Source organism: Paenibacillus sp. NPDC056579 (genome assembly GCF_042793215.1).
Taxonomy (GTDB): Bacteria; Bacillota; Bacilli; order Paenibacillales; family NBRC-103111; genus Paenibacillus_S.
In genome coordinates this window covers 873,299-884,486 of sequence record NZ_JBHTVD010000002.1, presented here as the reverse complement: position 1 = coordinate 884,486, position 11,188 = coordinate 873,299, and the positions used below count along the sequence as shown (strand labels likewise).

At 47.7% G+C, this 11,188-nt stretch carries 9 protein-coding genes; 1 reads left to right on the top strand and 8 read right to left on the bottom strand.

Translation table 11 applies throughout. The annotated features are described in order from the left end of the window. Positions 1 to 53 precede the first annotated feature (53 nt). The 8 genes from ACFQ88_RS11450 to ACFQ88_RS11415 form a co-directional block, all read right to left on the bottom strand. Positions 54 to 860 carry a polysaccharide deacetylase family protein gene (locus tag ACFQ88_RS11450; RefSeq protein WP_379454192.1) on the bottom strand — a complete coding sequence of 269 codons (807 nt, stop codon included), beginning with the start codon at positions 858 to 860 and terminating at the stop codon, positions 54 to 56. Between the two features lie 79 nt (positions 861 to 939). After that, positions 940 to 2,025 (bottom strand): sialidase family protein, encoded by a 1,086-nt coding sequence (locus ACFQ88_RS11445; protein ID WP_379454191.1) that lies wholly within the window; start codon positions 2,023 to 2,025, stop codon positions 940 to 942. 123 nt (positions 2,026 to 2,148) lie between these two features. Beyond that, complete coding sequence (locus ACFQ88_RS11440) at positions 2,149 to 3,780, bottom strand: extracellular solute-binding protein (protein ID WP_379454190.1); 1,632 nt, start codon at positions 3,778 to 3,780, stop codon at positions 2,149 to 2,151. A gap of 47 nt (positions 3,781 to 3,827) precedes the next feature. Further along, the gene (locus ACFQ88_RS11435) at positions 3,828 to 4,703 is read right to left on the bottom strand and encodes a carbohydrate ABC transporter permease (RefSeq protein ID WP_379454189.1); all 876 of its coding nucleotides are present in this window, start codon (positions 4,701 to 4,703) and stop codon (positions 3,828 to 3,830) included. A 22-nt stretch (positions 4,704 to 4,725) separates the two neighbouring features. Next, positions 4,726 to 5,673 (bottom strand): ABC transporter permease, encoded by a 948-nt coding sequence (locus tag ACFQ88_RS11430; protein WP_379454188.1) that lies wholly within the window; start codon positions 5,671 to 5,673, stop codon positions 4,726 to 4,728. A gap of 216 nt (positions 5,674 to 5,889) precedes the next feature. Further along, a complete protein-coding gene (locus ACFQ88_RS11425; RefSeq protein WP_379454187.1) occupies positions 5,890 to 8,124 on the bottom strand; it encodes a helix-turn-helix domain-containing protein in 2,235 nt (744 codons plus the stop codon). A gap of 175 nt (positions 8,125 to 8,299) precedes the next feature. Beyond that, on the bottom strand, positions 8,300 to 9,208 hold the full coding sequence (locus ACFQ88_RS11420) for an N-acetylneuraminate lyase (RefSeq protein WP_379454186.1): 909 nt from the start codon (positions 9,206 to 9,208) through the stop codon (positions 8,300 to 8,302). Between the two features lie 33 nt (positions 9,209 to 9,241). Continuing rightward, positions 9,242 to 10,219 (bottom strand): D-2-hydroxyacid dehydrogenase, encoded by a 978-nt coding sequence (locus tag ACFQ88_RS11415; RefSeq protein ID WP_379454185.1) that lies wholly within the window; start codon positions 10,217 to 10,219, stop codon positions 9,242 to 9,244. Between the two features lie 59 nt (positions 10,220 to 10,278). Between ACFQ88_RS11415 and ACFQ88_RS11410 the strand changes: the two genes are divergently transcribed. After that, positions 10,279 to 11,169, top strand: a complete 891-nt coding sequence (locus ACFQ88_RS11410; protein WP_379454184.1) for an AraC family transcriptional regulator — start codon at positions 10,279 to 10,281, stop codon at positions 11,167 to 11,169. Positions 11,170 to 11,188 lie beyond the last annotated feature (19 nt).

Below are 11,188 nucleotides of genomic sequence, written 5' to 3'. Positions count from 1 at the left end.
TTTGTAAAAGTGGTTGAACAAAGTAGTTCCTTTTCTTCCCATTTGCTATCCGATCAGCATGGTTTTAAATGTTTAGTCTCACCTCCTTTTATTTCTACCGATGTATCATCAACTCCGATCCACACCGATATGGCTGAAGGATTATGGATGATGTGACCGGATACGGAGAAACGTAGCTGCCGGATGGCTCTCATATAACCGACGATTTCGGAATTCGTGGCGTACCAGATGTCGTTGCGCCGCCCTGCCAGCTCGCCGAACTGTTCGAGTAAGCTCCAGTTCCGATCTCGCTCAAACTCATAACTGTGCCCCCACACATAGAGTAGAGCCATTCGCAAGTGTCTCGGCTTCTCAGAAAGGAGCCTTTTCCCGTACTCCAGCATTTGTTTATGATGGCAAGTCGGATGCCAAAGCAGGAAATCGGACGGGATATCGAACGTGTGGGTGCTGGTCGTCGTTCGAGCATATTCAATGCCAAGGCCGGGCAATGCCGACACAACCTGTTCATTCCATGCCCCGTGCGGATAACTCATGCCACGAACAGGATAATCGGTAAGCGCTTCCAATGCATCGCGGTCTTTCATGATCTCCATAATAATACGGTCCGGAGGAGTTACATCCAGAAAAGGATGCTCTGCCGTATGGGCGGATACTTCTTGCCCGGCGTACAGAGTCTGAACCTCATTCACGCCAATATAACCAGGCTTCCCCAAAAAGCCCGAGTTTAGATGGAATGCCCCCTTTAATCCATATTCATTCATTATAGCGACAAGCTGTCGATCATCTTCTCTACCATCATCGTAGCTCATTGTAATCGCTTTCGTTTTGCCGCCGGGAAAGCGGTCGTATCGTATTTTCATGCGGTTTCTCCTGTCGGTGAGGTATCTCTCTCCACGCTCTTCCGAGAGATACCCTACCTACTCAAATTTTGTAGAATGGTTATAAATACAACCATTCCCGATCTATAATAGCTAGAATCAAATCCATTTCAGTCCGTTTGAAAGGCATCGATTTATCCTGCTGCGTTATTTGCGGATCTTCCACTTTCGTGTAAGTAAGCAGTGCCTTTCCCGAATCGGTGAACGAACAGTTCAAATCCATAAATTCGAGGGGACCGGTCTCAATGTCCCCGACCTTCTTCCATGTTATGCCGTCATCGCGTGACAAAGCGGCCGATAGTGGAGTACGCAGTCCGTAATGGTGGCGTGTCAGATCGTATTTGCTGCCGTTATAAAACAGCACCAAATCGTCGGTTTCGGGAATACGCCTAAGGCAAGTGCATGACTCCGGAGCTTGCAGTCCTGATGTTTGCGGTAACGACCAGTTCTCCCCCCCATCGTCGGAATAAGATAAGAACACCGACCCTAACTGCGTTCGAAGCGACATGATTATCCGCCCAGAAGCCAACTCCGCTGCCGATGCCTCCATTGCGCCGCGCATTGGCAAGTCGACCGTCCCGCTTGATCTTCGCCAGCTATTACCCTCGTCGTCACTAATAAAGCATGCGACAGTATTGTGCTGGCTCCCCTGATGCCCCGTGCCGAAATGAAACGGCAGCAGCAATCGCCCGCTCGACAAGACGTTCATCTGATTGGCGCCGCCCTGAAGCCATTGTCCGTCGCTTCGACTCCATACGTTGCCCGCATCGCGCCAGGTTTTCCCCTCATCGCGGGAACGGAGCAAGCACATCGTCGAGCTGCTCCCTCCGTGATGACCGCGAAGGCAATGAAGCATCAAATCACCGGAAGGTAGCCGGGTTAAACCGGGTGCTTGCACGTTATGGTCGCCAGGTTCTACGTCCACGAGCAATGTTTCCTCGCTCCATGTGATCCCGTCATCTCTCGATAACTTGGTATAAATGCGGCAGAGGCCAAAATCGCTTCCTCCCTCGGCACTGTCCTCATATTTATGCCATGCCAAAAGCAGGCTTCCGTCCTTCAACTGAACGACGCTGGCCGTATCATTGCGCGGGTTGCCCGGTCCGGCTTCCGCCACCGTGATGTATTGGATCGATCCGTTCCCCATCGATTGTATATCCTCCTTTTGTTCAAACTTGCTGACTACTAACATCGTTGAAATGATGCAACCGATGCAGATTGATAGCAGGACGGAAGCTAATCCATACTCCATCCTGCTTCAAGCTCCAAGTTAAAATTTCAGCTTGAACTCGTAAAAGTCTTTGGTCAAAAACGCTTTCGTTTTGTTGTCCTGATACCATTTCGCGTACCATTCCTCTATATTTTTGCCGTTGTTTTTGTCCCAGGTGCTCTTGGCGTCCTGAAATCCCTGATCGACGGTATAGGAAGCTCCGGATATAACGGCTTTCGTCCAAATGTCCGAGATGGTTTTGGTCGCGTTGTTGAACGATGTTTGCAATTCTCCGGGCATCGCCGGAACATGTTCCGGGTGCGTAAAGTCGGGCATAGGACGCTTCTCGTCCAAATAAATGTCGTACGCCTGCTTCATAAGATCAAGATATTGCTTTTCTACCGGGTCGTTCGGATTGAGCGATGCCTGAAACTGTCCGCACGAACCTTCCGCAATCGGCGAGAAGAGCATCGTATACGCCGCTGTATACTTGATCTTCGGATCGGTTTTTGTTTTATCAATGAACTGCTGGCAACCATTCGCGCCTTCCTTCCAATCTTCACCCTTGATGCCGTATTTTAGAGTTTGGCCTGTATCCTTGGCCGCCATAAAATCAACATACTTCATAACCGCCTCCGGATGTTTGGAATCCGCATTGATCATTCCGGTCACTTGTACCGGATTGGATAAGATCGGGCTGAACTGGCCAAATACGGTCGCGGGGAGCGGGATGACCTGTAATTCCGCATTCGGATCGGCTTTTTTCAGCGCTTTGAACGTGTCGATATCGGATTGATGTACGCTAGTGCCCCACATCCCGATTTTTCCGGCAATGATTTCCTGCGCATACAGTCCCATGTAACCGGACCCTTTTTTCGTCAAGTAATCTTTGTCGATCAGCCCTTCATCGTATAATTGCTTCTTGAAGGCGGCAGCCGCTTTCGCCCTTTCCCAATCCCATACCATCTTGTCACCGGAAATCGTCCAACCTACGTTGCCGAACATGCTGTCGATTACCTGGATCGAACGGGCGCCCATATCCATCGTAATCGTATCTTTCTTGCCATTGCCATCCGGGTCATTATCCCGAAATGCTTTCAATACGCGAATGAACTCTTCTTGCGTTTGCGGTACGGGAAGGTTCAGCTTTTTGAGCCAATCCGCTCTGACCATCAATACATTGTGCGGCCGCAGACCGTTAATCCGCCCGAACCCGTACATTTTGCCGTCAGGCATCGTAGCCGCTTTTTTCAATGCAGGATATTGTTTGAGCAGCTCTTTATACGTCGTGCTGTGCTTCTCAATTAAATCATCGACGGGCAGGATCAATTTTTGATCATACAGCTGGTTGCGAAACGGTGCGCTGAACTCCTGAATGAGATCGGGAGCGGAGCCCGAGGCGAACAACGTATTGAATTTTTGTACGGATTCCGTTCTCGGGATAGCCATTACTTTTAATTGGGCCGGGCCGTTCTCGGACATCCACGTCACCCATCTGTTTTTCTCGATTGTGCCTTCTTCCGGTGGCGTATTGCCGGCATCGTATGCCGAAATCGTAATCTGCGGCTTCGCTTTATCCGCACTCGGTTTGGGATCGCTTCCGTTTTGTTTGGAGCACCCGGCCAAGCCTACCGCTAGCATGCAAAAACCGGCAATGGCCACCTTGCGTAAGTTCTTCCTGTTCGCTTTCATTGTGCGACCTCCTCTGTTTGTTTTTCCATCGTTTCACAAAGATAACCTTATCCTTTTACCGCGCCAATTAACACCCCCTTAACGAAATGCTTTTGAAGCAGCGGGTATACGACAATCATCGGAATTAGCATTACTGTCATGCCTGCAGAGCGAATCGATTCGGGAGTCAGCATTTGCCTGTCCTCTTCTTGAATATTTTGCAGCTCGTTCATCAGATTCGATTGCGCCACCATCTGCTGGATGAGAACGGACAAGTTATATTTGCTTGAATCATTAATATAAATGAGCACGTTCATGAACGAGTTCCAGTGACTTACACCATAAAATAAAGCCAGCGTCGCCATAACGGGAGCAGATAATGGCAGCACAATTTGGGCCGCCAATCTCCATTCGCCGCATCCGTCCATCTTGGCCGAATCGAGCAACTCCTCAGGAATGTTCTCAAAGAACGTTTTCATAATCAACATGTTGTAAGCGCTGACTAGTCCCGGAAGCCAAAGGGCCCAATAAGAATCGATCAATCCAAGCGACTTGACCAGCAAATAGCTCGGTATAAGCCCCCCGGAGAAAAGCATCGTGAAAATGATCAGAAGCGTCATGAACCGCCGCCCTATAAAATGCTTCTTCGATAACGGATACGCCGCAAAAATCGTAAGCAGCATATTGAAGGGCACGCCGACTCCGGTAATGATTACGCTGTTCAAAAAAGCATCCGGCACACGGGTTCCTTTCAACAAAGCTTCATAAGAGTCCCAGCTGAACTCCACAGGCCATATAAATACTTTCCCGGCCAATATCGCGTGATTGCTGCTAAACGACAGCGATACGATATGAAGCAGCGGTACTAATGCTGTTAACGCCCATAGCCCTAAAAACAAAGCATTAATTCCGTAAAATAGTTTTTCGCCTGATGTAGGTTTCATTCGTGCGTGCCCCCTCGTAAAATCAGAACAATCCTTGATCGAATTTGCGGGCTATCCCATTGGCCGTCAATACAAGCACTAGCCCGATAACCGACTCGAATAGCCCGACTGCCGCCGTAAAACTGAACTGGCCTCCCTGAAGCCCTACCCGGTATACAAATGTCGAAATGACATCGGCAACTTCGGAAACGGCCGGATTGGACAGCATATACACCTTGTCAAACCCTACGTCGATCAGCTTCCCCATTTGCAAAATGAGCAGAACGATGATCGTGGAGCGAATACCCGGCAGCGTAATGTGCCACATTTGCCTCCACTTGGGAGCTCCGTCTATAGCGGCCGCTTCATACAAGGACGGGTCGAGCGATGACAAAGCGGCCAAGTATATAATGGCGGAGAAGCCCGCTTCCTGCCAAATGCCTGAGCCGAAATAAATCGCCAGCCAGCTCGGGATCTTGTATAAGAATGGAATCGGTTCCTCCGAGCCCGTAATCGCTTGCAGCAATCCGTTCATCGCTCCGCTGGAGGAAAATAAAGTCACTACGACGCCCGTAACGATGACCATCGATAAAAAATGAGGCAAATACACCAGCGTTTGTACCGCCTTCTTATACCACTGTTTCCGAATCTCATTTAACAGGATCGCTAGCAGGATCGGAAAAGGAAAACCGATAACAAAGCCTAGCATGCTGATTAACAATGTATTGCTAAACACTCTCAAGAAATCCGGGCTGGTCCAAAGCATTTCGAAATATTTGAACCCGGCCCATGGACTGTTCCATATGCCTTCGCGGAGATTGTAATCTTTGAAAGCAATGATGATCCCTCCAATCGGTATATATTTGAATACGATGAAGTAGATCAATACCGGAAGAAACAAAATCCAGAGAGGAATGTTCGACCTCCATAATTTCCTTCGCTCCGTGTTTGTAGGGTTGTGCTTTTTCACCGCCACGGCTGCTGTTTTCATTATTTGCCTGCTCCTTTTTGTATGATCGTTTGTGGAATGTCCCCAATATACCGGAGAGCTGCGTTTGTGCACAATATACACCTTTTTTCTCGATAGATGGGGCAAGAAAAAGGCTCCTCTCCAGCCTTCCGAAGCGATCTTCAGAAGCAGAGCGAAGCCTGATGTACATTTTTTTACTATGCAGATTTTATCGAAAAACATCTAGGCAGACCGCCCTTACTCGGCTTCCGTCGAAATTTTTCTGTATTCGCCTGGCGTTAGCCCCGTCGACTTTTTGAAAGCGCGTATGAACGAAATCGTATGAAGGTAACCGACTTGACCGGCGATGATTTGAACCGTATCTCGGGTTTCCTTGAGCAGTTGCTTTGCCCTCTCGACTCTCGCCTGCAAAAGGTAATCCATCATGTTCATTCCGATTTCTTCTTTGAAAATTCGGCTCATAAAGCTGGAGTTAATGTGAAACAGCTCACCGATACCCGTCAAGGAAAGGTCCGGATCTTCATAATGCTCATCTATATAAGCTTTAATTTTGTAGAGCAATGCCGTTTGAGAGTCTTCGTTCTTACGCTTGTTTATTTCATCGAAGATATCGTTTAATTGCGCGTAAACATAAGGATACAGTTCGGCCTCCGTTTCCAGCGGCTCCAATCCTTCATTTAAAGAGTTCTGTCCTTTATTCCAAATCGATTTAAGGTCCGATGACGTTTCGCTCATTTCGCGGTCGATGGAAAACAACACGAGCTTCACCAGGTTCAGAACGCTATCTTTGGACATACCGGCTTCCGACGTCTGCCGAACGAACTCCTGCATTCTGTCTAGCCATCCGGAATCGCCTTGTCGAAACGTCTGTGCAATAGTCCGCAGCATTTGGGGCTGTACAATCAATTCCTCTTCCTTCAAATGCTGGATATTGTCCGAAGCGATGACTCGATTACTGCCGAACTTGAATTTCATTTTGACGGCATGCATAGCCGCTTTGTGGGATTCAGCTATTTCATCGATCTCCTGTGCTAACGATCCGATACCGACCGTTATCGTAAAATCCAGATTGTCTTGAATCCATTCGCAAACTTCTTCCGTAATCGACTCCGCCTTGGTACCCAAATTGCCGGATTGAAACAAAATAGCCATATGGTTTGCCTGTATCCATTCTGTCCATACGTGAATACCGTGCTTTTCCGCTACCTCCTGGAATACGCGTAAAATCGCATATTTCAATAAATATTGATCGCGCTTGCTATATCGTGCCGCAAAACCGGAATAGTGGTCAATCTCAGCCATTGCAACACGAGCTTGATATCGTTCTTCAAGCATCGTTACAATTAACTCATCGTCTCGGCTGACGATATTGCCTTCAAGCAAATCCAATAGCAGCTTCGTATGCCGGTATTTCACATTTTCGCTACGCAGCAGCTGCTGGTTGTCGAATTGATCGATCAGTTGATCGATGGCCTCTTCAATAAAGTCGAAATCATTCCTTTTTTCGCTTCCCAGCAGCTGTATGCTTTTTTGGGATTTGAAGCGATCCAGGCGATCTGTCAACGCTTCAATTGGTTTGTAGTTTTTGCGGGTAATAACATAAATCCAGTAGGCGCCGAATGCGATGACCAACAGCCATAACCCATAGCAAACATAAAAAATGGTCGAACTGAACCCGTACACCTTGGAGTTGTCAACCGAGCTGCGCATGCTCCACCCCGTATAATCCGATGAAATCGAGAATGAATGCAATTTGGGGGCATCGACTCCAGACAACGCTTCGTTTCCCTCGATGGACGCAATAAAACCGCCCTCTTTATCCACAAAATCGAGATGACTGTACTGCGAATTTGCCATTTGCTCAATCATCGATTGAATAGCATAAGGACGGACATTGACTACAATGAGCCCCTGCCCTCCGGAAATGGTCGGAACTTTGCTCGTAAGCGTCAACACGTTGCGGGTTACGATCTCGTTCGAATAGGTGTTCACTTCCGAAATTTTTCGCAAATCCGACCATTTCGACTTCGGTTGATTACGGATGACTCCCATCAGAAAATCCCGATCCGGGAATTGGTCTATAGAAATTCTTTCATCCCTGGTCAAAACGATTTGATCCCGGAAACGGTACAAATACAGCGAGTCGATCAGCGGAGTAGCGTGAATAATATTTCGAATCCGTTCGCTCATTTCAAGGGAATCCAAATATTTATTCGTTTCTTTGGCAGGATCGAAAAACTTGTCGAAGGTCACGCTGTTCAAAATTTCTTTTACGATTAATTGATCGATGGAACGCAGAGCATCATCGACGCTCTGGAGCATCTGCTTCGTTGCAACTTCGTTGACCCGGTTCGCTTCATTCCCGATCGTTAATCGTACGGTGATAATGGAAATGAGAACAACGACAGACGAAGCTACGACGAAGATAGGAAGATAAGATAAAAGCAACCGATAATACCATTGTTTGCGCATCCGAACGAGGCCCCTTTCCTAATGAAGTCAATAGTAACGCTCAGTGTCTTTCATGGCCTATATGAGTTTCTTGTCCGAATTATAAGACAAAAATATTGATCCCAGAAATGTTCTTCACTTTTTCCTATATAGTAAAATAGCACACCTAGGGTGTGCTTGATAAGGACAATCTCTTTCAGACGACGGTATTGGTACTCAGAAAATCTACTTGTTGAGCAAAATGGCGAATTTGCAGCCGCTCTTCACTCGACAATTGTTGAATCGGTTTTCTCGGCGATCCCACTTCAATTCCTTGCAAATGTAAAATTTCCCTTTCGAATGCGATGAAATCGTATTTCAGCAGCTCAGCGATCACGCGGTTCGCTTTGGCTTGCAGCTTGCGGGCAGCTGCCAAATCCCCGGTCTGGAACGCACGGTACAGCTCGACGAATAACTCCGGCATGATGTTGTAAGTACTCCCGATGGCTCCGCAGCAGCCAAACGCCAACCCCGCAAGCAAGCACTCATCCGGTCCGTTGAATACGCGGAAGTCCGGACCGCACGCTTCGATCAACTGCTGAAGCTCGAACGTGTCCTTGGACGTAAACTTGACTCCAATAATATTGTCTACCTTAGAGAGCTCCTCATAAAACCGGACGGTAGATTGAACCCCCGTCATCGCAGGAAAATGGTAAATAATGAGCGGAATGTCGGCAGCCGTCGCAATATCGAGATAATGCCCGCGCACTTGCTCCTGACCATGCTTATAATAAAACGGCGCAACCGACGATACCGCATCAGCGCCGGCAAGTGCAGCATGCTTCGTAAGCTCTACGCAGGTGGCCGTGTCCATCGCTCCGACATGCGCGATAACAGGCACGACTCCTCGAACCTCGTCTACAACGATTTCGAGAAACGATTGACGTTCGCCAACGGATTGCAGAAACCCTTCCCCCGTGCTTCCGCTTAAATAAAATCCGTCCACCTGCTTATCAATCAAATGACGAACAATCTTGCGGGTGGCTGATTCGCTGATCTTCCCCTCTCCATCATAGGGCGTAATCAACGCCGGGATAATTCCTTTGAATTTGTCCAAAGTCAACATAATAAGCTCACCTGTATCCTTTCAATTGTAAGATTAATGGTTGTTCCGGATTCGCACAATGTTCTGAGGGTTTCCCTCCAGAAACGATGGTACGTTATCTACAGCGGTTTGCAGCAGTCTGCCACGGGCTTCCCTTGTTGCCCAGGCGATATGCGGCGTAATGATGCAATTGGGCGCATGAAGCAATGGATTATTTGGAGCAGGAGGCTCCGATGACAGCACATCAAGCGCGGCTCCTGCAATAGTCCGCTCATTCAGTGAGTGAGCAAGATCACTTTCGATCACCAGTTTTCCTCGTGCAGTATTAATGAGAAAAGCATTAGATTTCATCAGTTCCAGATGAGATTTGTTTATGATACCTTCTGTCTCCTTCGTCAGCGGACAGTGCAGACTAATGACATCTGAATTCCGGAACAGGGCATCCTTGGAAACCCATTGGAAACCGTTGAAAGGAACCTCTCGGTCCGTTTCCCCTCTTCTATTTAAAGCAATCACCTTCATCCCTAGCGTATTAGCGATTCGTGCCGCCTGCATTCCTATCCGTCCCGAACCTATAATCCCCATCGTTTTACCAGACAATTCAACTAGCGGGGTTTTCCAATAACACCAATCCGGACTTGCCGTCCATGCCCCCTGTTGTACAGAATTGGCATGCAATCCGACCTGATGGCAGAGCTCGAATAGTAAGGCAAAAACAAATTGTGCGACAGAATCGGTTCCATAGTACGGGATATTAGCAACCACTATATGTTGGGATGCGGCAGCATTCACATCAAGTACATCATAGCCAGTAGCAAGAACACCGATGTATTGTAAGTCCGGCAATTGCTGCAGTGTAGTTGCACTCAATGGCGTTTTGTTGGTCAACAGCACCTGCGCTCCTTGAGAGCGTTCCAATATTTTATCGTGAGGGGAACGATCAAATACGGTCACATCACCGAGCTTAATCAATTCATCCCAGCTCAAATCACCAGGGTTTAACGTATAGCCGTCCAAAACGACGATTTTCATAGTCAACTCCCACAATCGGTTGGTATAATAGCAATATCTGTAATAGGAGGCACTGCGGCATGTATCCGGACTATTTATTCGAATACCCTAATATGGACTCCAGCTTCCCTTTTTTTATGAAACGAAAGCTGCAATGGAAAACACCTTCTCATCGTCACGATTTCGTAGAGCTGACCTTGGTGCTTAACGGTCGGGGCACAGAAACCATTAATGGCGTAACACATAACATGCTGCCCGGCATCATGGTACTGCTGCTCCCATTTCAGGTACATGATATCGTCTCCGATCCGAATAATCCGCTCGAATTATATATTTGCAACTTTCCTCTGGATGTCATCTTTGAGCTGGGAAAAATGGATTCCCACTTGCATGATATCCTGTTAGGCAACGCTGCTGAAACTAGAAATACGTTCATTCATATGCAGGACTGCCTGTTTGATGAAATGCGGCAAAGCTTCAACTCGATGTGGAATGAATACGAGAATCCGATGCCATTTTCAACCGTCATGTTAAAAATGAATTTGCAGCGGGTGCTGACCCAATTTGCTAGAAACAGCCTTCAGGCCGTTCAAAATATGGCGCCCCCTGCACAATCCCGGATTCCAGCATCTAAGATTCGTTCCATTTGGCCTATCATCGGCTATATTCATGAGCATTACCTGGAGTCGCTTACACTTACCGATTTATCCGATCGATTCGGTATTCATCCGTCATCGCTTAGCGAAATGGTTACGCGCCAATATGGCATTCATTTCATAGACCTGCTTCACGAGCTTCGTGTCCGCCATGCCTGTTCATTGCTGCATGCTACGGAGATGCAGATCACGGACATTGCCGAGGAATCCGGGTTCGGCTCGTACTCCAGCTTTGCTCGGATTTTCCATAAAACCAAGGGAATATCCCCCAAAGAGTACCGGATATCCCATCGTACGAGAACACCTATGCAGTAAAAGCATCGGATGGTTGAAA